The following is a 22,522-nucleotide window of genomic DNA, read 5'->3' on the forward strand; positions in this document are numbered from 1 at the left end:
GCGAATGGCGTGGATGGCGTGAACGGGCCGGGGGACGAGGGCCGCGTCGGCGGCGACAGCACACCTGAAGGACGTGGGGGCGCCGGGGAGTTGACCGGGCGGCTGCTCGGCGGGCGGTACCGGGTCACCGGGCAGATCGGGCGCGGCGGCATGGGCGTCGTCTGCCGGGCGGTGGACGAGGTGCTGGGCCGGGAGGTCGCCGTGAAGGTGCTGCGCGCCTACACCGACGCGTCCGCGCCGGAACTGGCCGACCTGCGGACCCGGATGCAGCGCGAGGCCCGGGCCGCGGCCCGGGTCCGGCACCCCGGCGTGGTCACCGTGCACGACGTGATCGACGAGGGCGGGCGTCCCGTCATCGTCATGGAACTGGTCGACGGCCCGTCGCTGGACGACGCGCTCGACCGGGGCGGCCCCATGGACCCGCGCGAGATCGCCGCCATCGGCGCCAAGGTGATGGACGCGCTGGACGCCGCCCACCAGGTGGGCGTCCTGCACCGGGACGTCAAGCCCGGCAACGTCCTGCTGGAGCGCCGGCCGCGGAGCGCGGGCCGCCCGGACACCGGGGTGGGCCGCGTGGTGCTCACCGACTTCGGCATCGCCAGCATCGAGGCGCCCGACGACGGGGCGAGCACCCACCTCACCCGCAGCGGCGAACTCGTCGGCTCGCTCGACTACCTGCCGCCCGAGCGCGCCCAGGGGCAGCCGCCGTCGCCCGCCTCGGACATCTGGTCGCTGGGCATGACGCTGTACGCGGCGGTGGAGGGCAGCGGCGCGCCGTTCCGCCGGACGTCGGTCTGGTCGACCCTGACGGCGATCGTCTCCGAACCGCTGCCCGAGCCGCGCCGGGCCGGGCCGCTGACGCCCGTACTGCACGCGCTGATGGCCAAGGACCCGGCCGCCCGGCCGAGCGCGGCCGAGGCGCGGGCCCTGCTGACGGCGGTGGCCGACGGGCGTGACACGGTGCGGTTGGGGTTGGGGACGGAGGTGGGTGCGGGAACCGGTACGGATACGGATACGGGTGCGGGTACCGAGCCGGGTACAGGTACGGGTACAGAACCGGGTACCGGCCCGGGTACGTCGTGGACGCCGACCGCGGCGGACGTCCGGGCGGCATCGGCGCCCTCGCCGTCACCGTCGCCGTCGGGCAGTCAGGCCCCCACCGGGCCGGTCAGTGGCCAGTCGCCCACCGGACCGGTCAGCGGCCGAGCACCCACCGGACCGGCCCCGGCCCCCGCCGCGAACCTGGGAGAGCGGGAGACCAGCGCCGTGGCGGCCACCGGCACCGCCTCGCCTGCCTCCGGGCGCGGACGCCGTACCTGCATGCTCGCCGCCGCCGTGGCCGCCGTCCTGGTGGCGGGCGGGGGAGTGACGTACGGGCTGATGGCCCGGGACTCCGGCGGTACGGTCGCGGAGCGGCGGCCCGGTGCGCCTCCGCAGGAGCAGGCCGCGCGGGCGGGCGCGTCGGGCACGCCGGAGGAGACCGGGGCCGTGGAGCCGGGTGGCAAGGCGACGGGGAAGGGCGGGAGCGGGCGGAGCGCGGCGCCCGCCATCTCGGGCGAGCCGTCGAAGAGCGCCGCGTCCGGGAAGCCGAAGCCCGGTGGCGGCGGTGACCCCGGCGACGGCAAGGGCGGCGACGGGGGAGCGGCGCCCGGCGGTACGGGCGGCGGGGGCGACGGCGGGGCGGGCGCGGGCGGCGGGTCCGCGTCCGGCGGCGGTGCTGCCGCCTCGGGCGGCGGCGCCACCGGCGGGACCGGTGGCGCACCGGAGCCCAGCTCGTGCGCGCCGATCGGCGGCGGCAAGGTCAACTGCCTGGTGTGGCGCACGGCCGCTTCGTACACCGGCTCCTTCCAGCAGGTCGGCACGTTGAACGCGGGCACCAACTACTTCTACTGCCAGGCGAACCTGGGCCGCCGGGAGTCGTACGGCCGGTGGACCAACACCTGGTGGGCGAAGACGGACGACGACAGCGGCAACAGCGGTGTGTACGTCAGCGCCGTCTACCTCAAGGGCGGCCGGAACGACGCGCCGGTCCCCGGCCTGCCGACCTGCTGACCCGGAAGGGGAACGGGGCGGGCCCGGACACCGGGAGCCGGGCGGACCGTGCGGCCCGCCCGGCCGGTGTGCGGTGCGTGCCCGACGCCCGTGTCAGCAGGTGAACTTCGCGTCGGCCCAGTCACCGTGGTCGTAGAAGAAGCCGTCACCGGCGTCCTGCACGACCAGCCGTACGGTGCCCGCCCCGGTGACCGCGGCGCTGATCGCCTTCGCCGGGTCGGTGCCGGCCAGCTTGCCGCTCTCGGCGACCTTCTGCCCGTCGGCCCACACCTCGAAGGTGACCGTCCCCTGGTCGCCGGTCTCGTCGTCCACGCCGACCTGCGCGCTGAACGCCGAGCACTTCCCGCCGGTGTAGTACGTGATCTGGCTGGGCGCGTGGGTGCCCAGGCCCTTGGCGTACGGCACGCCGCCGATGGTGATCGGCGTCCCGTCACCGGGCCGCTGCCCGCCCACGCTCATGTCCTTCTCCACCGGCCCGTAGCCGTTGGTGGCGGAGAGCCAGGTCAGGTCGCTGGCGTACGAGGTGCCGGCGGGCGGCGCCTGGACGGCGGTGACCGCGAACGGCAGGGTCAGGGTCACCCGTTGCCCGCGCGTCGAGTGGTAGTCGGTGGTCAGCGTCAGCTCGTACGGTCCGGGCTTGGTCCCCGCGAGGGGCGAGATCTTCCAGGCGGTGGCCAGCTCCTTGCCCGGGGGCAGGACCTGGGCGCTGGTGGACGTGACCGGCTCGACGCGCCAGCCCTGCGGGCCCTTGAAGTCGACCTTGACGTCCAGCGCGGGGGTGCGGCCCAGGTTGCGGGTGAGGGTGGCGGTCCGGACCTCCTTGCCGACCTCGATCGGCGCGACGCCGTCCGCCGCGGTGTCGAGGGCCGGCGGGTACTGCGCCCAGTGCCGGTCGGCGGCGACGCGGTACAGCAGCGTGCCGTGCGCCGGTACGGTCCCGGCGATCTCACCGGCGGTGTGGGTGTTCTCGTCCTTCCACAGGTCGCGCAGCCGGTAGCCGCTCGCCTGCGGCAGGCCCGCCTCCTGGGCCGTGGTGGTGATGTGCTGCGGCCGGTCGGTCTCGTTGAACAGGGCCACCGCCCGGTCACCGTTGGCCAGCGGCTTGCTCAGGACCCAGCGGCCGCCCTCGGACTTCAGCACCTGGGCCTGCTTGCCCAGCGGGTCCTGGTCGAGCGCGACGACCTCGCGGTTGTCGAGGATGTCGAAGGTCGCCTGCGACGCCGTGCGCAGGTCGGCGCCGATCAGCAGCGGCGCGGCCATCATCGACCACAGCGAGAAGTGGCTGCGGTACTCGGTGTCCGTCATCCCGCCGTTGCCGACCTCCAGCATGTCGGGGTCGTTCCAGTGGCCGGGACCGGCGTACGGCGCCAGCGGCGCGTTCGCCTTGAAGATCGAGACCATGCTGTCCCACACGTCACTGATGTCACCGGTGGTGCGCCACAGGTGCCCGACGTCCGCCGCCCACTCCCACGGCTTGTTCTCGCCCCACTCGCAAATGCTGTAGACGATGGGGCGGCCCGTCGCCTTCAGGGCGTCGCGCATGGTGATGTAGCGCTTCTTCGCGTCCACCCCCTGGTTGTTGCAGTTGTCGTATTTCAGGTAGTCCACTCCCCAGTCGGCGAACTGCTGGGCGTCGGAGTACTCATGGCCCAGCGCGCCGGGCATCGCCTGCGCACACGTCGTGGTGCCGGCGCTGGTGTAGATGCCGAACTTCAGGCCCTTGGAGTGGACGTAGTCGGCCACGGCCTTGATGCCGTTGGGGAAGCGGGTGGTGTCCGGGACCAGTTTTCCGTTCGCGTCCCGGTCCTTCTTGGCCCAGCAGTCGTCCAGGTTCACGTACTCGTAACCGGCGGCCTTCAGCCCCTTCGCGACGAAGATGTCGGCGATTCCCTTGATCATCGCCTCGTTGAAGTCGGCTCCGCAGTGGGTGGAGTTCCAGTTGTTGAAGCCCATGGGAGGCGTCCTGGCCAGGCCGTCGGGCAGTCGCGGGGCGGCGGACGCGGCTGTTCCGGCGGAGGCGGCAGCGGTGGATGTGGAGTCGGCCGGGCGGTCGGCGGCGCCGGCCGGGCGGGCCGTGGCGGGCAGGGCCGTCACGCCGGCCGAGCACAGCAGCGCCGCGGACAGCGCCGCGACGACTCTTCGCCGGGCGCGGCGGGTGGTGAGGGGGGTGTGCGGGCGCATGATTCGCGTCCTCCGTTCGCGGAGAGAGCAGTAAGTCATGTACCAGTCAATTGCGAGTGTTTACGGTAAGGCTTGTTGGACTGTGTTGGAGGGCGAAAGGGGAAAATGCGGGAAGGGACCGCCGAAAGCCTTGACTGAGGAACCGGTTGGGAGTGAGATCCCAGCACTCGCGTTCGGTTCTGTTCGGTTCCATCGCCGAGGAGGGGGAGAAGACATGGTCCGGTCAAGGGGGGACGGCGGGGGTACGCGCCGGGCGGTACCCGGGGTGCCCCGGCGGTCCCTGCTGCGGGGCATGGCGGCCGGTGCGGGGGCGGTCGCGCTGCCGTCGCTGCTCGCCGCCTGCGGCGACGGTCCAGGCGACGGCGTCACCCTGGGGTCCAACGCCTCCGACACGGTGCCCAAACGCGCGTACGCCGACGCCTTCGCGGCGTACGAGAAGAAGTCGAAGAAGCCGGTGAAGGTCAACACGGTCAACCACGAGAACTTCCAGGAGAACATCAACCGTTACCTCCAGGGCACGCCCGATGACGTCTTCACGTGGTTCGCCGGATACCGGATGCAGTACTTCGCGCGAAAGGGCCTGCTCGCCGACATCAGTGATCTCTGGAGGAAGTTCGAAGGGTTCTCCGACGCGGTGCGGAAACAGTCCACGGGCGAGGACGGCAAGCAGTACTTCGTGCCGTACTACTACTACCCGTGGGCGGTCTTCCACAGGAAGAGCGTTTTCCGGACGCGGGGTTACGAGATCCCGGAGAACTTCGATCAATACCGCGCGCTCGCCCGGCAGATGCAGAAGGACGGCCTCACCCCGTTCGCCTTCGGCGACAAGGAAGGCTGGCCCGCCATGGGCACCTTCGACTACCTCGACATGCGGGCCAACGGGTACGACTTCCACATCGCCCTGATGCGCGGCGAGAAATCCTGGACCAGCCCGCAGGTACGGCAGGTCTTCGACCTCTGGCGGAGCCTGCTGCCGTACCACCAGAAAGGTGCCAACGGCCGGACCTGGCAGGAGGCGGCGCAGTCCCTCCAGGGGAAGAAAGCCGGTATGGCGGTCCTCGGACTGCAGCACCCCGGCCAGCCGTTCACCTCGGAGAACCGCGCGGACCTGGACCTCTTCCCGTTCCCCGAGATCGACCCGGCCTTCGGGAAAGAGGCGGTCGAGGCGCCGATGGACGGCTTCCTGATGGCGAAGAAGGCGCGACACCGGGAAGCCGCCCGTGACCTGCTCGCCTTCCTCGCCACACCCCAGGCCGAACTGGCCTACCTGAAGCGGGACCCGAACAATGTCGCGGCCAACGGCGGGGCCGGCACGCAGTCGTACGACGCCCTGCAGAAGAAAGCCGTCCGGCTGGTGGCCGGCGCCCGGCAGATCTCGCAGTTCATGGACCGCGACACCCGCCCCGATTTCGCCTCGACCGTACTGATCCAGGCGCTCCAGCAGTTCATCGGCGACCCGGACGACATCGACGGCCTGGTCAACAGCATCGAACGGCAGAAGAAACAGATATTCGCCGCGGACTGACGCCGTGACCACCACCGACCGTACGACCCATGACCGTACGCACCACGGGGGACCGGGGACCATGCCGAAGACCGCGCCGCGCCGCGCCCGGCGCCGGGGCCCGCGGCGCCACACCCGCCGCGACCGCGCCGTCCTGTGCGTCCTGCTGGGCCTGCCGATCCTGCTCGACCTCGTCCTGGTGTGGGGCCCGACCATGGCCTCCGTCGGCCTGTCCTTCACCGACTGGGACGGCGTCGGCGACATCACCTGGGCCGGCCTCGGCAATTACGCCCACCTCTTCACCGATTACCCGCAATTCTGGCCGGCGGTCCGCAACAACCTGCTGTGGCTCGCCGCCCTCGGCCTGCTGGCCACACCGTTCGGTCTGCTGCTCGCCGCGCTCATCGACCGCGGCGTGCGGTTCAGCCGTTTCTACCAGTCCACCCTCTACATGCCGGTGGTGCTCTCGCTCGCCGTCGTCGGCTTCATCGCCCAGCTCATCCTCTCCCGGGACCAGGGCGCCCTGAACGCCCTGCTGGGCGGGGGGAAGGACCCGGTCGACTGGCTCGGCGACCCGGACCTGAACATCTGGATGATCCTGCTGGCCGCCTGCTGGCGGCACACCGGGTACGTCATGATCCTGTACCTCGCCGGGCTGAAGTCGGTGGACCCGACGCTCAAGGAGGCCGCGGCCATCGACGGGGCCACCGAGCGGCAGACGTTCTTCCGGGTCGTGCTGCCGGCGCTGCGCCCGGTCAACGTCATCGTCGGCGTCATCACCGTCGTCGAGGCACTGCGCGCCTTCGACATCGTCTACGCCGTCAACAAGGGCCGGAACGGCCTGGAACTGCTGTCCGTCCTGGTGACCGACAACATCGTCGGCGAGGCGAGCCGCATCGGCTTCGGGTCGGCCATCGCCGTCGTCCTGCTGCTGGTCTCCCTCGGGTTCATCGTCACCTATCTCGTCCAGGAACTGAGGGGGGAGGAGCGCCGATGACCGTGCCCGCCGTACGGGCCGCGCACCCGGTACGCCCCGCCGGGCCGTCCGGTGGCGCACCCGGCCGCCGCCGGGGTGGCCGGGGCGGCAGAGACGGCAGAGACGGCCGCCGGGGCGGCCGCTGGGGTGTGCACGCCTTTCTGCTCGCCGTCTCGCTCGCCTTCCTCGCGCCGCTGCTGCTGGCCGTGTACGCGTCGCTGCGCCCGTACGAGGAGACCGCCAGGGACGGGTACTTCTCCCTGCCGAGCCGGCTCTCCTTCGACTATTACCGGCAGGCGTTCACCGATTCCGGCATGGGCCGGTATTTCCTGAACACCCTCCTGATCGCGGTGCCGGGCGTCCTGATCACGCTCTTCCTCGCGTCCTTCACCGCCTTCGCCGTGGCCCGGCTGCGGCTGCGCGGCTCACTGCTCCTGCTGATGTTCTTCACGGCCGGGAACCTGCTGCCGCAACAGGTCATCGTCACGCCGCTCTACGTGCTCTTCACCAAGGTGCCGCTGCCCTACTGGCTGTCCGACTCGCTCACGCTCTACGACTCCCTGTGGGCCGTGCTCTTGGTGCAGATCGCCTTCCAACTCGGCTTCTGCGTCTTCGTGCTGGCGAATTTCATGCGGACCCTGCCACGGGAAATCCTGGAGGCCGCGGTGGTCGACGGCGCCGGGGTGTGGACGCGCTACCGGCACGTGACGCTGCCGCTGTGCCGGCCCGCCCTCGCCGCGCTGGGCACGCTGCAATTCACCTGGATGTACAACGACTTCCTGTGGGGCCTGGTCTTCCTCTCCGACGGCGACAAACTCCCGGTCACTTCGGCCCTGAACAATCTGCGCGGTCAGTTCTTCACGGACTACAACCTGCTGGCGGCGGGCTCGGTCATCGTCGCCCTCCCCACGATCGTGGTCTTCCTGCTCCTGCAACGGCACTTCATCGCGGGCCTGACCCTGGGCGCGAACAAGGGGTGACGGGCCGGGTGACGCTCCCGTACGCCCGCGCGGGGGATTCCGGCGCGCGGACCCTTGCCGGGGCGGGCCGGGGCGGCGACGCTCCGGCTACCGCCCGAGTGAAAGGGGAGCGTCATGACGAACGCACAGATGTGGGCGTTGATCGTGGGTTTCGCGTCACCCGTGCTCATCTCCGTCATCAATCAGCCGCAGTGGTCGCCCGCCGCCAGAACTCTGGTGCAGGTGGTGGTCTCGGTGCTGGTGGGACTGGGGAGTGCGCTCTTCGCCGGGGATTTCGCCGGAAAGGACGTGGTGACCAGCATCCTCGTCGCCGCGGTGGCCGCGATCAGCGCGTACAAGGGGGTCTTCAAACCTTCCGGTATTGCGCCGAAGGTGGAAAAGGCCACGTCCGTGGCAGCGCGCCGATAGCCCCGTCCCCGCAAAAGTTTCCGTGGCAGGGTGTTACGGGCAACTCACAGGGGTCTAGGGACAAGGGGGCAATGTGATCGTCTGGCTGAACGGCGCGTCCGGTGCGGGAAAGTCCACCGCGGCCCGGCACCTGCTGGACCTGCTTCCCGGCAGCACGCTCTACGACCCCGAGCTGGTCGGCAGCGAGCTGCGGCTGATGCTGCCCGCCGCCCGGCTGGAGCAGGTCGGCGACTACCAGGATCTGCCGTCCTGGCGCCGGCTCGTCGTGGACACGGCCGCCGCGCTGCTCAACGAGGTGCCGGGGCCGCTCGTCACCCCGATGCCGCTGCTGCGCCAGGAGTACCGGGACGAGATATTCGGCGGCCTCGCCTCGCGCCGGGTGCCCGTACGCCATGTTCTGCTGCACGCGGAGGAAACGATCCTCCGCGAGCGTGCGGACCGGCGCGCGGGCCGTGCCGGGGGCGCGCCGGCCGACGCGGCGGCGCAGGGCCGGTGCCGGGCGCACCTGGAGGCGTACGAGGACGCGCTCGGCTGGCTCAAACAGGACGCGCACGTCATCGACACGGCCCGGCTGACACCGCGGGAGACCGCCGAACGGATCGCGGACGCCGTCCACGCCGGTGCCGGGGCCTGCGACATCGTGCAGACACCGGAGCCCACGGCGGAGACCCTCGCGGCCGGTGTGCTGCTCTTCGACGACGCCGACCGGGTCCTGCTGGTGGACCCGACGTACAAGCCGGGCTGGGAGTTCCCCGGCGGCGTCGTGGAACCGGGTGAGCCGCCGGCCCGCGCGGGACTGCGCGAGGTCACCGAGGAACTGGGCATCCGGCTGGACAACGCGCCACGGCTGCTGGTGCTGGACTGGGAACCGCCGAAGCCGCCCGGCTTCGGCGGACTGCGGATGCTCTTCGACGGCGGTCGGCTGGCGGGCGAGCAGATCCGGGACCTGCTGCTGCCGGGGCCCGAGCTGCGGGACTGGCGGTTCGCCACCGAGGCCGAGGCGGCGGACATGCTGCCCCCGGTGCGCTGGAACCGGCTGCGCTGGGCCCTGCGCGCACGCGAACAAGGACGCCCGCTCAATCTTGAGGCGGGCGTCCCTGTGGGGTGAGGGCAGCCCGGGGGCGGCCGTCCGGGGGCGGCGGGAGAGCCCCCGGACCGGTCGTCACGGGTGTCCTACGGGCCGGGCGGCCGACCTGCCGTCCTACGGGCCGGGGCCCAGCCGCCGCCCTACGGGGCGGGCGGCTCGGCTCCCGGCCTACGGGCTCGGCTCCGGGCCTGAGGTACGGGCCGCTCAGCTACCGGCGGCCTCGTACTGCCGCGCGTACCGCTGGAGGAACAGCGCCTCGGCCAGCGAGAGGCGCTCCAGCTCCTCCGGCGAGACGCTCTCGTTGACCGCGTGGATCTGCGCCTCCGGCTCGCTGAGGCCGATGAGCAGGATCTCGGCCTGCGGGTAGAGCGCGGCGAGGGTGTTGCACAGCGGGATCGAACCGCCCATGCCGGACGTCTGCATCTCGGTGCCGTCGTACGCCTCCCGCATCGCCTCCGCCATCGACGCGTACGCCGGGCTGTCGGTGTCCGCGCGGAACGCCTGACCCTGCCCGATCTGCTCGACGGTGACCCGCGCGCCCCACGGGGCGGCCTTCTCCAGGTGCGCGGTGAGCAGCTCGGACGCCTTCACGGCGTCCGTGCCCGGCGGGATCCGCAGGCTCACCAGCGCCCGCGCGCCCGCCTGCACGGACGGCGTGGCGCCGACCACCGGCGGGCAGTCGATGCCGAGGACGGTGACGGCGGGGCGGGCCCAGATCCGGTCGGCGACCGTGCCGCTGCCGGTCAGCCCGACACCGTCCAGCACCTTGGCGTCCTTGCGGAACTCCTCCTCCGCGTACTGCAGGCCGTCCCAGCACGCGTCGGCCTCCAGGCCGTCGACGACCGTCGAGCCGTCCTCCGCGCGCAGCGAGTCCAGGATGCGGATCAGCGCCGCCAGCGCGTCCGGCGCCGCGCCGCCGAACTGGCCGGAGTGGAGGTTGCCCTCCAGGGTGTCCACCTGGACCCGGACCAGCGTCATGCCGCGCAGCGTCGCGGTCACCGTCGGCAGGCCGACCCGGAAGTTGCCGGTGTCACCGATCACGATGGTGTCGGCGGTCAGCAGCTCGGGGTGGGCCTCCGCGTACTGCTCCAGCCCGCCGGTGCCCTGCTCCTCGGAGCCCTCCACGATCACCTTGACGTTGACCGGGACGCCGCCGTGCTCCTTGAGCGCCCGCAGCGCCGTCAGGTGCATGATCAGGCCGCCCTTGCAGTCCGCGGCCCCGCGCCCGTACCAGCGGCCGTCCCGCTCGGTCAGCTCGAACGGCGGCGATATCCAGGCGGCCTCGTCCAGCGGCGGCTGCACGTCGTAGTGCGCGTACAGCAGCACGGTCGGCGCGCCGGCCGGGCCCGGCAGGAAGCCGTACACGGACTGGGTGCCGTCCGGGGTGTCCAGCAGGGCCACGTCGGTGAAGCCCTCGGACCGCAGCGCGCCCGCCACCCACTCGGCGGCGGCCTCGCACTCGCTGCGGGGGAACTGCGCCGGGTCGGCGACCGACTTGAAGGCCACCAGCTCGGCCAGCTCGGTCCTGGCCCGGGGCTGCAGCGCGGCGACGGTGTGCGCGAGCGGGCTGTCAGGCATGGAACGCTCCTTGTGGGCGCGGCGTTGTACACGTGGGGTCACGTGCCGGTCCGTCCGGTTCTACCGCACCGGACCAACCGTACGTACGGTCGATGGTGGGGCCGATCTTCCCACAGGAAGGGCGTCCGACGGCGCGCCGTAGGATGCGGGCGGTACGCGCAGCAAGGCATCGAACGGGAGCAGAAGCACAGGTGAGCAGCGACAGCGCAGCCGAGGGGAACCAGCAGGTGTGGGACGTCGTGGTGGTGGGCGCGGGGCCCGCCGGAGCCTCGGCAGCCTACGCAGCGGCGTGTACGGGACGCCGGGTGCTGCTCCTGGAGAAGGCCGAACTCCCCCGTTACAAGACCTGCGGCGGCGGCATCATCGGACCGTCCCGCGACGCGCTGCCGCCCGGTTTCGACCTGCCGCTGCGCGACCGGGTGCACGCGGTGACGTTCTCCCTCAACGGAAAGCTGACCCGCACCCGCCGCTCGAAGAACATGCTGTTCGGGCTCATCAACCGTCCCGACTTCGACGCCCAGCTCGTCAAGACCGCCCAGGACGCCGGCGCCGAGCTGCGCACCGGCGCCACCGTCTCCCGCGTCGAACAGCACGGCTCGGCGGTGCCGGACCGGCGGACCGTCGCCGTGGTGCTGGGGGACGGCGAGGTGGTGCTGGCCCGCGCGGTGGTCGGCGCGGACGGCAGCGCCAGCCGGATAGGCGCCCACGTCGGCGTGAAGATGGACCAGGTGGACCTGGGCCTGGAGGCCGAGATCCCGGTACCGCCGACGGTCGCCGAGGACTGGGCCGGGCGGGTGCTCGTCGACTGGGGCCCGATCCCCGGCAGCTACGGCTGGGTCTTCCCCAAGGGCGACACCCTCACCGTCGGCGTGATCTCGGCCCGCGGCGAGGGCGCCGCGACCAAGCGCTACCTGGACGACTTCATCGGCCGGCTCGGCCTCGCGGGCTTCGAGCCGAGCATCTCCTCCGGCCATCTGACCCGCTGCCGCGCCGAGGACTCGCCGCTCTCCCGAGGCCGCGTCCTGGTGTGCGGCGACGCCGCCGGGCTGCTGGAGCCGTGGACCCGCGAGGGCATCTCCTTCGCGCTGCGCTCCGGGCGGCTCGCGGGGGAGTGGGCCGCGCGGGTCGCGGAGGCGCACGACGCGGTGGACGCCCGCCGCCAGGCCCTGAACTACGCCTTCGCGATCAAGGCCGGGCTCGGCGTGGAGATGGGCGTCGGCCGCCGGATGCTCACCCTCTTCTCCCGCCGCCCCGGCCTGATCCACGCGGCCCTGACCGGCTTCCGCCCGGCCTGGCAGGCTTTCGCGAAGATCGTCCGGGGGACGACCACGCTGGCCGAGATCGTCCGTACGCATCCGGTCGCGCGGCGGGCGATGGGGGCGTTGGACAAGTAGGGGGCCGGGAGCGGGGGGCCGGGAGCCGGGGCGAGGGCCGCTGCTCGGCGGCTACTCCCCGGGGAGTACGTCTGATCACCGCGCCGGGCTGACGCCCCCGTACGGTGTGCCGGTCTAGCGTGACGGCATGGACGACGTACGGTCGCGGTGGGCGCGGCACTGCCGGGGGCCGCGTCCGGGCCGGTGGCGGCCGGTGAGAGGTGGCGGACCCGCGGGCCCGTGGCAGGCGGCTGACGACGGTGATCCGACAGGCGGGCCCGGCGCGAGGCTGCCCTGGGTCTCCACGGCCTGGTTCACCGTGTTCGTGTGCGTCGGCACCCGGTTCGCCGCGAAGGGCCAGCCGGGCCGCGCCGACCTCGGCCTGCCGGCGTACCTGCTGGTGATCGCGGGCGCGGCCCTGCTGCTCCTGCGGCACCGCCACCCGCGCACCGTCGCCCTCGGCACCGCGCTCACGACCGCCGTCTACCTTGCCGCCGGATACCCGTACGGCCCGGTCCTGTTCCTCTGCGCCTTCGGCTGCTTCACGGCCGTCGTCGCCGGGCACCGTACGGTCGCCTGGGCCGCCGTCGGCCTGGTCTGGGCGAGCCATCTCCTGGTCGGCCACTGGCTCTACCGCTGGCTGCCGCCGCGCGGTGACGGGCCCGCGCCCTGGGGGGAGCAACTGTTCGTCACGGTCCTGGTGGTGGCGGTGGTGGCGGTTTCCGAGCTGGCGCGCGTACGCCGTGAGCAGTTCGCGCGGGTACGTGCCGAGCGGCGGGCGGCCGAGCGGCGGCGGACCGACGAGGAACGGCTGCGGATCGCCCGGGAACTGCACGACGTACTGGCCCACAGCATCTCCGTCATCAACGTCCAGGCGGGCGTCGGCCTCGCGCTGCTGGACCACGACCCTGAACAGGCCCGTACCGCCCTGACCACCATCAAGGCCGCCAGCAAGGAAGCGCTGGGCGAGGTCCGACAGGTCCTGGACACCCTGCGAGCACCGGGTGCTGCGCCGCGCGCCCCGGCGCCCGGCCTTGACCGGCTGCCCGAACTGTGCGAGCAGGCCGAGGGCGCCGGCCTGGCGGTCGAGGTCACCGTGGACGGATCGCCCGCCGGTCTTGCCCCTGGCACCGACCTCGCCGCTTTCCGCATCGTCCAGGAGGCACTCACCAACGTCGTACGGCACTCAGGTTCCCGCACGGCCCGCGTCCGCCTCGGCCACCTCCCCGGCGCGCTGGAGATCACGGTGGACGACGACGGCCCGGCGACCGCCGCCGGGCGCGCCGGAGACGTCACCGGAGGCGGCAACGGCCTGGTCGGCATGCGCGAACGCGCCGCCGCGCTCGGCGGCACCGTCGAGGCGGGACCGCGCCCGGACGGCGGCTTCCGGGTGCACGCCCGCATTCCGCTCCGACCCGCGACACCCGCCGGACCGCCGGAGCCGCAGCGACCCGGCGCCGCGCACGCTGCGGATACGGTGAGGGGCCAGGCCACCGAGGAGGAGTCGTGATCCGGGTACTGCTCGCCGACGACCAGTTGCTGGTCCGCGCCGGCTTCCGGGCGCTGCTGGACGCCCAGCCCGACATCGAGGTCGTCGGAGAGGCGGCGGACGGCGAGGAGGCGCTGCTCGCCCTGCGCGACCTGTGCCCCGACGCCGTCCTGATGGACATCCGGATGCCGGTGCTGGACGGGCTGGCCGCCACCCGCCAGATCACCGAGGACCCCCGACTGTCCGCCGTGAAGGTCGTCATGCTCACCACCTTCGAGCTGGACGAGTACGTCTTCGAGGCGATCCGCTGCGGCGCCTCCGGCTTCCTGGTCAAGGACACCGAACCGGAGGAACTCGTACGGGCGGTGCGTGCCGTCGTCGAGGGCGACGCGCTGCTCTCACCGGGTGTCACCCGCCGGCTGATCGCCGAATTCGCCGCCCGCTCCAAGGAACCGGCCGCGAACGGCACCCTGGCCCCGCTCACCGCGCGGGAACGGGAGGTGATGGCGCTGGTCGGCCTGGGCATGTCGAACGAGGAGATCGCCCGCCGCCTGGTCGTCAGCCCACTGACCGCCAAGACCCACGTCAGCCGCACCATGGTCAAACTGGGCGCCCGCGACCGGGCCCAACTCGTGGTGCTGGCTTATGAGTCGGGGTTGGTGCGGCCTGGGTGGCTCGGGTAGCTGTCCCGGATCGGTACGTCACAGGTAGCGCGGGTAGCCGTGCGCCGGGGGAGGCCCGGGGGGGAGCCAGTACGGCCGAGTACGGATCCGTACGCCCTCGGTCCCTGACCGGAGATCACTCTGCCAGGGCCCCTGGTCCGGAGCGCCGGTCGCCGAAACGGCGCAGGACGCGCACCACTCGCCAGACGAACGCGATCCCCGCCACGCTCGCGGCCCCCGCCAGGAGCGCCCCCGTCGCGTTCCGGCTCAGTTGGAGGAAGAGCAGCGGGCTCACGGCCACGCCGAATGTGAGGGCGGCCACGAACACGCCGGTCAGCAGCGCGAAACCGATCTCGACGGTCATCGCGTCACGGTCGGCCTGGGAGCGGGTCGGTGACATGGTGACAGTCTGTCATGTGGTGCCCCGCGTTTCGGGGTTGCGCGAGGAGAGCGCCGTTCCTTGTCGATCGTCCGGCCGCCCCGCCTCGCTCCGTCGTACGGCAACCGTCAGAGGCCCGAGCGCTCCTGCCACAACCGGGCCAGCCCGGCGTCGCCCGTGACGGTGATGCCGTCCAGTGAACGGCGGTTCCACAGGGCGAGGTACAGGTCGGGGGCCGATCCCTCGATCACGCAGTCCGCCGTGGCGGCGTCGGACAGCGCGGCGTCTCCCGCTGCCGCGCCCGGTATGCGTTCGGCGCGCGGCGGTGCGTCCGACAGTCGGACCGCCCAGGCCGCAGCGGGGGTGCCGGCCGCTCCGGCGGCCCGTATCAGCAGCGTCTTCGGCAACTCCGTGCGCATGGTGCTGCGCTCCCGCGCCTGCATGCCGACGAGCAGTTCGTCGATGCCGTCGACGGCGAAGGCGGGGGTGGCGGCGGTGACGCCCGCGCCGAGCGCCACCTCGGCGTCGGCGCGGTGCACCGCTGTCTCGTGTGCCTGGCGGCGCGTCCAGAAGGCCAGCGGGGACGGCGCGGGCAGGAAGGTCCAGCAGGACAGGTCCGCCGGGGCCGAGCGCAGCGCCCGCACCAGGGTCCGGCAGCCGTCGCGCAGCCAGTCGGCGAGCTGGTCGTCGGGCAGCCCCGGGGCCTCGGGGAACGGGACCGGCTGCTGAAGGCCCTGCGCCACGAAGCCCGTCGCCCAGCGGTGCACCTGGCCCATGTGGGAGAGCAGATCGCGCACGCGCCACTCCGGGCAGGTGGGGACCGGCGCGTCGGCCCCGGCCTTCTCGGCGGCGTCCGCGAGGAGTTGCCCGTCCCGCTCCAGGGACTCGGTGAAGTCAGTGTTCTCCATGCCGCTGAGTGTGCCAGCCGCCACTGACAACGGCCCCGCGCGTGCCCGGCCGCCCGCGCAGCGCCCGGTGGACCAGTCCGAGCAGCAACGCGTTGACCAGCGCGGCGACGGCCAGTGTCAGGACCAGGTACCACTGCGGCGAGCCGGCTTCGCCCCACAGCGTGTCGCCGGCGAGCCACAGCGGGAAGACCGTGGGAGCGGTGAGCAGCGCCACCCAGACGCCGGAGAAGGAGGCGTCCGCATGCTGCACGAAGGCCAGGTCCACCACGGCGAAGAGCGCCGCCGCGAGCACCAGCGCGAGGTAGACGAGCGAGACCGGATTGCCGAACATCAGCCGCGCGGCTCCGCGCAGCCGAGGTGTGACGTTCATGCAGACCCCCCAGGTGTCGGGGTGGCCGGGCGGCTCCGGTGCGCGCCCCCGCGCAGCGGTGTCCTCCGGCCGGATGCCCTGGCCGAATCCGTGACCAAGCAGTCAATTATGGTCCGCATACGGTCCCTTCCGACAGGTCGGGTACCCGTCATCCGCGTATCGACTCCCGCGTACGTGCCCGTACGCGCCGTGCGGTAGCCGCACGGGACACGGCCTGCCGTACGGGACGGAGCCCGCCGGACGGGACGCGCGCCGCGCCCGCCGGACGGGACGCGCGCCGCGCCCGCCGGACGGGACGCGCGCCGCGCCCGCCGGACGGGACGCGGGCAGCGCTTCCGGAGGGCGGCCCGCCGCTTCCCACGCGGAAGGGTGGCCCGTATTTTGTTTACTGCCGGTACAAAGCAAGAATGGGCACGTGACCCACACTCGGACAACCAGGCTGGAGCGGGGCCGCAGCGCCCTCGGGCCCGCACTGGAGCTCGTACACACCGGGCGCGCACCCACCCGTGCCGTCCTGACCTCGGAACTCGGCGTGACCCGGGCGACCGCGGGCGCGGTGGCCGCGGAGCTGGAAGCGCTCGGACTGATCGTCGTCGACTCCCGCCCGACCTCCTCGGCGGGGTCCCAAGGCCGTCCGTCCCACCGGCTGTTCCTGAACGAGAACGGCCCCGTCGTCCTCGCCGGGCAGATCCATGCCGACGGTTACCGCGTCGCGCTGGTCGGCCTCGGCGGACGGATCGTGGCCACCGTGAGCGGCTGCGGCACGATCCCCGCCGACCCGGCGCACGTACTGGCCGAAGCGGTGGCGGCGGGCTCCGGACTGCTCGAACGGACCGGGCGGCGCTGCCTCGGCGCCGCGCTCGCCATCCCGTCGGCCGTCGCCGAACCCGACGGCGAGGCGCTCAACCCCCTCCACCTGGCCTGGCCTTCGGGCGCCCCCGTACGCCGGCTCTTCCGGCGCGCCCTCGCCGAGGCCGGCATTCCCGGGGTCACCGCCGCGGTCGGCTTCACCGGCAACGATGTCAACCTCGCCGCACTGGCCGAACACCGGCACGGCGCCGGACGCGGCGCCCGCGACCTGCTGTGCATCGCCTCCGGGCACCGGGGCGTCGGCGGCGCGCTGGTCCTGGACGGCCGGTTGCACAGCGGCAGTTCGGGCCTCGCCCTGGAGGTCGGCCACCTGACCGTCAACCCGGAGGGCGCGCCCTGCCACTGCGGCAGCCGCGGCTGCCTGGACGTCGAGGCGGACCCGCTCGCCTTCCTCGGCGCCGCGGGCCGCACGCCCGGCCCCGAGGGCTCGCTGCTCCGGCAGGCCACCGATCTGCTCCGCGAGGAGCATCAGGACCCGTCCGTACGGGCCGCCGCCGACCTGCTGATCGACCGGCTGGGCCTCGGCATCGCCGGACTCGTCAACATCCTCAATCCCGACCGCATCATCCTCGGCGGCCTGCACCGCGAACTGCTGGGCGCCGACCCGGAACGGCTGCGGGCCGTGGTCGCCGAGCGCAGCCTGTGGGGGCGCAGCGGCGGCGTACCGATCCTGCCGTGCACGCTCGACCACAACAGCCTGGTCGGCGCGGCGGAGCTGGCGTGGCAGCCGGTGCTGGACGATCCGCTGGTGGTCGTGGAGGGGGAGGGCCAGGAAGCAGACCCGGCCTGAACGGCCTGGGCCCGGGCGTGCGTTCGACGGTTTTCCTCGAAACCTCTTGTGGTCTGTGCCACCCCGGAGGGACGTGATGTGAGCCACAAGGGTTCCGATGGTGCTGCTTGAACAGTGTGTATGACACTCGGTTGGCCGCTGCTCACGCAAGTTGGGGCGTGCCCGCCGCTCGAAATGGCCCGCCGGGCAAGGCAAGATAGGTGCATCAACCGCCTGTCCGGCGGTGGGGGCCGGGAAGTCCACGGTCCGCGGCTCCGGGCGGCGCGCAGGCATGAAGGGCCCTGCCCCCACGGCGGTCAACCAGGCGGAGGCAGGACCCGGCTGCAGGGGCCCCGGCGTTCAGCCGGGGCCTTACTGCTGCTCAGTGGAAGTGCTGAAAGGTTTCACGCAGGAACTTCACCACCGCGTACAGCGGGCTGAACCAGCGCGCCTTCCGAAAAAAGCCCTCCCACGAACAGCGAGTACAGCAGCACCCCTTCGGACACGAGTCCATCGGGTATCACCTCCGGTCCGGGGCCGAGGTCGTCGCGACCCCGCGTGAGCCGCGAGCCGGTCCGGCAGGGCCGGAGGTGAGGCATCAGATTAGCTCGGTGTGACCGTCCTCGTGGCCCACTCGGGCACCAGTAGTGCCGTGACGCCGTGGTTCGGCGGGGCACTGCGGGTCGTACGGCGCCTCGCCGTCGATCGCCCAGGCGCCCTCCGGGCCCTGGACCTGCGGAGTTTCACTTACTTTGCGGTAGCACCGAGTGTCAGTTCCCGATCTAGCCGTTGTGTACATCACATGGGTGCGGGCGGTGGTGCGCGCAGGCGATGAGTGCCGTCACAACGGTCATTGCTGTTGCAAAGTTCGTCTCCGCGTTCACGGCGGCTCGCATCCCTCGTCCCTGCCTGACGGGCAGTCAGTACCGCCCCAACGCCCGCGCCTTCCGCCCACCCTTCAGCTTCCGTTCATGTGCCGTCCGCCTGGCGGGAGGCGTCCCGTCCGGTCCGCGTCGGACCGTCGTGCCGCCCCTTCCTCCGCGACCTCTGGACGGACTCCGTGACCGCAATACGTACGCGCCGTCGGCGCCGTGCCTTCCCCCTTTTCCTCGTCACCGCGACGGTCCTGGCCGGTACGGCCGTCGTCGCCCCTGCTCACGCGGCCCCGGCCGGTGACATCCGGATCAACGAAGTGGTGACCACCGGGAGCGTCGAGGACTCGGTCGAGCTGTACAACAAGGGCACCGCGACGGTCGACATCTCGGGCTGGGTCCTCAAGGACGACAAGGACGGTTCGACGTACACGATCGCCGCCGGGACCGAGCTGGCCCCGGGCGCCTTCCGTGCTTTCGACGTCCACGACAGCTTCGGGCTGGGCTCGGACGACAAGGCCCGCCTGTATCTGCCGGACGGCAGAACCCTGGTGGACAGCTTCTCCTGGAGCAAACATTCCGCTCCGTCCTGGTCACGCTGCCCCGACGGCACCGGCGCCTTCAAGGCGGCCGGGGTGACCCTCGGCGCCGCCAACAACTGTGGTGGCAGCGGCAGCACGCCGGCGGCGTGGCCCGGCAGCGGCGCCGTGACGAACGCCGACGCCGCCGGCGTCTTCGGCGAGGACCTCAGCGGCCTCCACCAGGACGGCAACGTCCTGTGGGCCGCCCAGAACAGCGGCAAGCTGTGGCGCCTGGTCCGCAACGCCTCCGGCGGCTGGACACCCGACACCGGCCGAGGCTGGGGCTCCGGCAAGGCCCTGCGCTTTCCCGGCGGTTCGGGACGCCCCGACAGCGAGGGCGTGACCGCGACCGGCGGCGGAGCCGCCGCCGGTGTGTTCGTCGCCAGTGAGCGTGACGGCGACGCCTCCGGCACCAGCCGGCTGTCCGTCCTGAAGTACGACGTCTCCGGCACCGGCTCCCCCCCTGGCCGCCACCAAGGAGTGGAACCTCACCTCCGACCTGCCGCCCGTCGGCTCCAACCTCGGCTTCGAAGGCATCACCTGGGTACCCGACGCCTACCTGACGGGAGCCGCCTTCAAGGACGCCTCCACCGGCGCCGCCTACGCCCCGACACGGTACGGCGCCCACAGCGGCGGCGTGTTCTTCACCGGCGTCGAGGGCACCGGCATGATCTACGGCTACGTCCTGGAGGACTCCGGAGCCTTCACCCGCGTCGCGTCCTTCAGCAGTGGCATGAGCGGCGTCATGGAACTGCAGTGGGAGCCCGGAGCCGCCCGCCTGTGGGCCGTCTGCGACGACACCTGCAAGGGACAGCACCGCACCTTTCAGGTCGCATCCACCGGCACCTTCACCCCCAAAGCCGTCTACAACCGCCCCTCAGGCATGCCCGACTACAACAACGAGGGCTTCGCCTTGGCAGGCGCCGACGAGTGCGTCGCCGGATCGAAGCCCGTCTACTGGTCCGACGACAGCAACGACGACGGCCACGCACTGCGCAAGGGCAGCATCACCTGCTGACGTCCGTCCCCACCGCTCCTCCCCGCCACCTCGGTGCGGCCCGTCGGCCCACGGCGGTCTCGAAGGCCGCGTGGGCCAGCAGCCGCGTCGAGTCCAGCATCGGCAGCGGCGAGACCTCCGGTGTCACCAGGAGCGGAATCTCCGTGCACACGAGGGCGACCGCGTCGCAGCCGCGGGCGGCCAGCCGCTCGATGATCCGTAGATACTCCTGGCGGGAGGTCTCGGAGAAGACGCCGTTCACCAGCTCGTCGAAGATGATCCGGTGGACGGTACGGCGGTCGTCCGCGTCCGGTACGTCGGCAGCGATGCCCCGGGAGCCCAGCGCGCGCCCGTAGAGCGGGCTGTCCATCGTGTACGCGGTGCCCAGGACGCCGACGCGCCGGTACCCGTCACGGGCGGCGCGTTCGGCGACCACCTCGGCTATGTGCAGGCCGGGCAGCGGCAGTTCCTCGCCGGGCAGTTCGAGGGCCAGGTGGGCGGTGTTGTCCGGGCAGACGAAGCAGTCCGCTCCGGCGCGGGCGAGGCGGGCGACGCTCTCGGCGAGCGTCGCCCGTATCGAATGGTGATCACCGGACTCCCAGGCGGGCATGGACCGCGCCATGCTGATGCAGTCCAGCGTCACGTCCGGATGGTCGTACGGCCCCAGCTCGGCGGACGCCTCCTGGCAGAAGGCCCGGAAGCACAGCGCCGCCCCTTCGGCGCTGTGCGCGAGGATGCCCAGGTGTTCCACGGTCCCTCCAGTGGCCGTCGGTTCACGCTGCCGCCATTGTCACCCGCCCCACTGACAACGGCCGTCCGTCGGCAGGTCCCAGGCGCCCGCCTCCCGGCTTCAGGCGCCTCCCGCCCGCTCCCACGCCACCGCGAACGCGCGGGCCGGATTCGTCGTGAAGAGGTGCCGCACCAGTTCGGCCCCCAGGGCGAGTTCGAGCCGCGGCCGCAGGCGGCGCAGCAGATGGGGCATGCCGGGCCCGCCGCTGACCGACCGGGCCGCCGCCGTCGTCGTGTCGCCGCCGAGGAGCAGCCGGTCCCCGTACCCGGCGTCGGCGAGCGCGGCCAGCGCGTCGGGCAGCCGCCAGTCCGTGGCGTGGTGGGCGCGGGACGGCCCGTCGAACGCCAGATAGGCCCCGGCAGCGGCGGCCGACCGGTGGGTCACCAGGTCGGGGGAGCGGTTGAGGTGGCCCAGGACGACCCGCCGCGGCGGTACCGCCAGCGTCCCGCACAGCAGGTCGAGGACGTCCTGGGCCCCGGTGCCCAGCTCCAGGTGGACGCCGATGGGGGCGCCGGTGGCGTGGTGGGCCTCGGCCGCCGCGGCCATGGTGTACCGGGCGTGCGCGTCCAGGCCGTGGAACCCGCCGGCGACTTTGATCATCCCGGCCCGGGGGTGCGCGCCGGCCGCGTCCGTACGGCCGTCACCGCGACCTCCGGACCAGCTCCCGATCCCCGTCGTCAGCTCCGCCACGAACAGGGCCGCCAGGTCGGCCGAGCCCCCGCCGGAGCCGTTCGCACCACCCTTCGCCCCTACCCGTTCCAGCACCTCGGGCGCGTAGTGCACCGCCTGGTGCAGACCCGTCGCCGCGACGATCCGCACTCCCGACTCCTCGGCGAGCCGCGGAAGTTCACCGGCGCGCCGCCCCATCCCGTACGGCGTCCACTGGATCACCGTGCCGCCGCCCGCCTCCCGGAAGGCCCGCAGCTCGGCCGCCGCCGCGCCGGGGTCGTCGAGTTCCTGGCCGGGCAACTGCGGGCTACGCAGGAACAGGTGGTCGTGGGCGTCGCAGAGGCCCAGTGAGGCGGGGGAGACGTCTCCCGACACCGTACGGACTGCGGGTTCCGGACGCGCGCTCACCAGTGCGCCCCGGCCGGCAGTTGCCCGGCCCCCGGCGCGGACAGGTGCAGCACCTCGAAGTGCTCCCCGTCCGACGCGGGCGCGGTGCCTTCCCAGAGGGTGAAGTGCACCAGTTCCCAGTTCCGGGGGTCGAGCGCGAGCGCGGTGGTGTGCACCCCGTCGGTACGGGCCAGCCGCCGCTGACCGGCCACCGCCTCCGCCACGGCGGTGGCCGGATCCGTCGCCTCGGTGAGCGTCTGGACGCGGCGGACGAAGGAGCCCGGCGCCGCTCCGGCGGACGGTCCCCGCTCGTGGTGGACGCCCGTCCAGTGCCGCACCTCGGGGCGGCCGAAGTCGCGGATCACGCCGCGGAAGCCGTCACCGAGCAGGAAACGGTTCATCGCCAGGGGGTCGGCCCAGAGATAGAACGGCGCATATTGATTGACGGGCGAACCGTCGACGCCGCGCTCGCGGATGCCATACGCCTTGATCCCGAGTCCGGCGCAGGTGTCGAGGAGGTGCCCCCGGGTCCGTACCCGGTCGCGGACGATTCCCATGTCGTAGTCGGCGGGGAGGGTGACGGTGTACTGCATGGCGTGCACGGGTGCTCCGAGTGGTGGGTGAAAGGGTGGGGTGCGGG

Annotated in this window: 18 protein-coding genes and 1 pseudogene; 11 read left to right on the forward strand and 8 right to left on the reverse strand. The window is 72.6% G+C overall.

Annotation, left to right across the window (positions count from 1 at the left end):
• The first annotated feature begins 90 nt into the window (after window positions 1-90).
• Entirely contained in the window at window positions 91-2,052 is a 1,962-nt protein-coding gene (locus tag EJG53_RS34770; protein WP_244955708.1) for a serine/threonine-protein kinase, read from the forward strand.
• A gap of 93 nt (window positions 2,053-2,145) precedes the next feature.
• Here EJG53_RS34770 and EJG53_RS34775 read toward each other — a convergent pair whose 3' ends face one another.
• Entirely contained in the window at window positions 2,146-4,233 is a 2,088-nt protein-coding gene (locus EJG53_RS34775; protein WP_125048231.1) for an NPCBM/NEW2 domain-containing protein, read from the reverse strand.
• A 265-nt stretch (window positions 4,234-4,498) separates the two neighbouring features.
• Here EJG53_RS34775 and EJG53_RS34780 point away from each other — a divergent pair, with 265 nt between their 5' ends.
• The 5 genes from EJG53_RS34780 (at window position 4,499) to EJG53_RS34800 (ending at window position 9,209) form a co-directional block, all read left to right on the forward strand.
• Window positions 4,499-5,758: an ABC transporter substrate-binding protein gene (locus tag EJG53_RS34780; RefSeq protein ID WP_125048232.1), complete on the forward strand. Its 1,260-nt coding sequence runs from the start codon at window positions 4,499-4,501 to the stop codon at window positions 5,756-5,758.
• 61 nt (window positions 5,759-5,819) lie between these two features.
• Entirely contained in the window at window positions 5,820-6,734 is a 915-nt protein-coding gene (locus EJG53_RS34785) for a carbohydrate ABC transporter permease (RefSeq protein WP_125049791.1), read from the forward strand.
• Window positions 6,731-7,693, forward strand: a complete 963-nt coding sequence (locus EJG53_RS34790) for a carbohydrate ABC transporter permease (RefSeq protein WP_125048233.1) — start codon at window positions 6,731-6,733, stop codon at window positions 7,691-7,693. The genes EJG53_RS34785 and EJG53_RS34790 overlap by 4 nt, the downstream gene beginning before the upstream one ends.
• Before the next feature lie 114 nt (window positions 7,694-7,807).
• Window positions 7,808-8,101: a hypothetical protein gene (locus tag EJG53_RS34795; RefSeq protein ID WP_125048234.1), complete on the forward strand. Its 294-nt coding sequence runs from the start codon at window positions 7,808-7,810 to the stop codon at window positions 8,099-8,101.
• 73 nt (window positions 8,102-8,174) lie between these two features.
• Window positions 8,175-9,209 carry an NUDIX hydrolase gene (locus tag EJG53_RS34800; RefSeq protein ID WP_125048235.1) on the forward strand — a complete coding sequence of 345 codons (1,035 nt, stop codon included), beginning with the start codon at window positions 8,175-8,177 and terminating at the stop codon, window positions 9,207-9,209.
• A gap of 183 nt (window positions 9,210-9,392) precedes the next feature.
• Here the strand turns inward: EJG53_RS34800 and EJG53_RS34805 are convergent, their stop codons facing one another.
• Window positions 9,393-10,766 (reverse strand): dipeptidase, encoded by a 1,374-nt coding sequence (locus EJG53_RS34805; RefSeq protein WP_125048236.1) that lies wholly within the window; start codon window positions 10,764-10,766, stop codon window positions 9,393-9,395.
• A 191-nt stretch (window positions 10,767-10,957) separates the two neighbouring features.
• Between EJG53_RS34805 and EJG53_RS34810 the strand changes: the two genes are divergently transcribed.
• From EJG53_RS34810 to EJG53_RS34820, 3 genes are all read left to right on the forward strand, one after another.
• Complete coding sequence (locus EJG53_RS34810) at window positions 10,958-12,160, forward strand: geranylgeranyl reductase family protein (protein WP_167515211.1); 1,203 nt, start codon at window positions 10,958-10,960, stop codon at window positions 12,158-12,160.
• A 127-nt stretch (window positions 12,161-12,287) separates the two neighbouring features.
• Window positions 12,288-13,649, forward strand: a complete 1,362-nt coding sequence (locus EJG53_RS34815; protein ID WP_125048238.1) for a sensor histidine kinase — start codon at window positions 12,288-12,290, stop codon at window positions 13,647-13,649.
• Window positions 13,646-14,311, forward strand: coding sequence for a response regulator transcription factor (locus tag EJG53_RS34820; protein ID WP_125048239.1), 666 nt, complete (start codon window positions 13,646-13,648; stop codon window positions 14,309-14,311). Before EJG53_RS34815 ends, EJG53_RS34820 begins: the two co-directional genes overlap by 4 nt.
• 115 nt (window positions 14,312-14,426) lie before the next feature.
• Here EJG53_RS34820 and EJG53_RS34825 read toward each other — a convergent pair whose 3' ends face one another.
• The 3 genes from EJG53_RS34825 to EJG53_RS34835 form a co-directional block, all read right to left on the reverse strand.
• Entirely contained in the window at window positions 14,427-14,690 is a 264-nt protein-coding gene (locus tag EJG53_RS34825; protein WP_125048240.1) for a DUF6332 family protein, read from the reverse strand.
• 107 nt (window positions 14,691-14,797) lie between these two features.
• Complete coding sequence (locus tag EJG53_RS34830) at window positions 14,798-15,577, reverse strand: maleylpyruvate isomerase family mycothiol-dependent enzyme (protein ID WP_125048241.1); 780 nt, start codon at window positions 15,575-15,577, stop codon at window positions 14,798-14,800.
• Window positions 15,564-15,947, reverse strand: coding sequence for an SCO4225 family membrane protein (locus EJG53_RS34835; protein ID WP_125048242.1), 384 nt, complete (start codon window positions 15,945-15,947; stop codon window positions 15,564-15,566). The genes EJG53_RS34830 and EJG53_RS34835 overlap by 14 nt, the downstream gene beginning before the upstream one ends.
• 415 nt (window positions 15,948-16,362) lie before the next feature.
• Here EJG53_RS34835 and EJG53_RS34840 point away from each other — a divergent pair, with 415 nt between their 5' ends.
• Together EJG53_RS34840 and EJG53_RS34845 are read left to right on the forward strand one after the other, a co-directional pair.
• Complete coding sequence (locus EJG53_RS34840) at window positions 16,363-17,607, forward strand: ROK family protein (protein WP_125048243.1); 1,245 nt, start codon at window positions 16,363-16,365, stop codon at window positions 17,605-17,607.
• Window positions 17,608-18,646: 1,039 nt separating this feature from the next.
• Window positions 18,647-20,057: pseudogene (locus EJG53_RS34845) on the forward strand (lamin tail domain-containing protein).
• Here the strand turns inward: EJG53_RS34845 and EJG53_RS34850 are convergent.
• The 3 genes from EJG53_RS34850 to EJG53_RS34860 all read right to left on the reverse strand — a co-directional run bounded on the left by EJG53_RS34850 (window position 20,047) and on the right by EJG53_RS34860 (window position 22,484).
• A complete protein-coding gene (locus tag EJG53_RS34850) occupies window positions 20,047-20,787 on the reverse strand; it encodes an aspartate/glutamate racemase family protein (RefSeq protein WP_125048244.1) in 741 nt (246 codons plus the stop codon). The pseudogene EJG53_RS34845 and the gene EJG53_RS34850 overlap by 11 nt on opposite strands.
• 99 nt (window positions 20,788-20,886) lie before the next feature.
• Window positions 20,887-21,906, reverse strand: a complete 1,020-nt coding sequence (locus EJG53_RS34855) for a phosphotriesterase family protein (protein WP_125048245.1) — start codon at window positions 21,904-21,906, stop codon at window positions 20,887-20,889.
• Complete coding sequence (locus tag EJG53_RS34860; RefSeq protein WP_125048246.1) at window positions 21,900-22,484, reverse strand: DUF4865 family protein; 585 nt, start codon at window positions 22,482-22,484, stop codon at window positions 21,900-21,902. The genes EJG53_RS34855 and EJG53_RS34860 overlap by 7 nt, the downstream gene beginning before the upstream one ends.
• Window positions 22,485-22,522: the final 38 nt, after the last annotated feature.

Origin of the sequence: Streptomyces chrestomyceticus JCM 4735 (assembly GCF_003865135.1) — a bacterium.
Classification (GTDB): Bacteria; Actinomycetota; Actinomycetes; order Streptomycetales; family Streptomycetaceae; genus Streptomyces; species Streptomyces chrestomyceticus.

Coding starts and splice junctions, on each gene's coding strand:
- EJG53_RS34775 (WP_125048231.1), bottom strand. CDS start 4,233: ATGCGCCCGCACACCCCCCTCACCACCCGCCGCGCCCGGCGAAGAGTC.
- EJG53_RS34785 (WP_125049791.1), top strand. CDS start 5,820: ATGCCGAAGACCGCGCCGCGCCGCGCCCGGCGCCGGGGCCCGCGGCGC.
- EJG53_RS34790 (WP_125048233.1), top strand. CDS start 6,731: ATGACCGTGCCCGCCGTACGGGCCGCGCACCCGGTACGCCCCGCCGGG.
- EJG53_RS34795 (WP_125048234.1), top strand. CDS start 7,808: ATGACGAACGCACAGATGTGGGCGTTGATCGTGGGTTTCGCGTCACCC.
- EJG53_RS34805 (WP_125048236.1), bottom strand. CDS start 10,766: ATGCCTGACAGCCCGCTCGCGCACACCGTCGCCGCGCTGCAGCCCCGG.
- EJG53_RS34815 (WP_125048238.1), top strand. CDS start 12,288: ATGGACGACGTACGGTCGCGGTGGGCGCGGCACTGCCGGGGGCCGCGT.
- EJG53_RS34825 (WP_125048240.1), bottom strand. CDS start 14,690: ATGTCACCGACCCGCTCCCAGGCCGACCGTGACGCGATGACCGTCGAG.
- EJG53_RS34830 (WP_125048241.1), bottom strand. CDS start 15,577: ATGGAGAACACTGACTTCACCGAGTCCCTGGAGCGGGACGGGCAACTC.
- EJG53_RS34835 (WP_125048242.1), bottom strand. CDS start 15,947: ATGAACGTCACACCTCGGCTGCGCGGAGCCGCGCGGCTGATGTTCGGC.